This window comes from Photorhabdus viridis (assembly GCF_040256935.1).
Taxonomy (GTDB): Bacteria; Pseudomonadota; Gammaproteobacteria; order Enterobacterales; family Enterobacteriaceae; genus Photorhabdus; species Photorhabdus viridis.
The window spans coordinates 1-223 of sequence record NZ_JBEJZY010000527.1; the positions used below are offsets into that span (position 1 = coordinate 1).

Genomic DNA, 223 nt, shown 5'->3' on the forward strand with positions numbered 1-223 from the left:
TTAATAGGGGTGACTGCGTACCTTTTGTATAATGGGTCAGCGACTTATATTCTGTAGCAAGGTTAACCGTTTAGGGGAGCCGCAGGGAAACCGAGTCTTAACTGGGCGCATGAGTTGCAGGGTATAGACCCGAAACCCGGTGATCTAGCCATGGGCAGGTTGAAGGTTGGGTAACACTAACTGGAGGACCGAACCGACTAATGTTGAAAAATTAGCGGATGAC

At 48.9% G+C, this 223-nt stretch carries 1 rRNA gene; it reads left to right on the forward strand.

The window, feature by feature from the left end:
* Positions 1-223: ribosomal RNA gene (locus ABR397_RS24390) — 23S ribosomal RNA — on the forward strand; the annotation flags it as partial.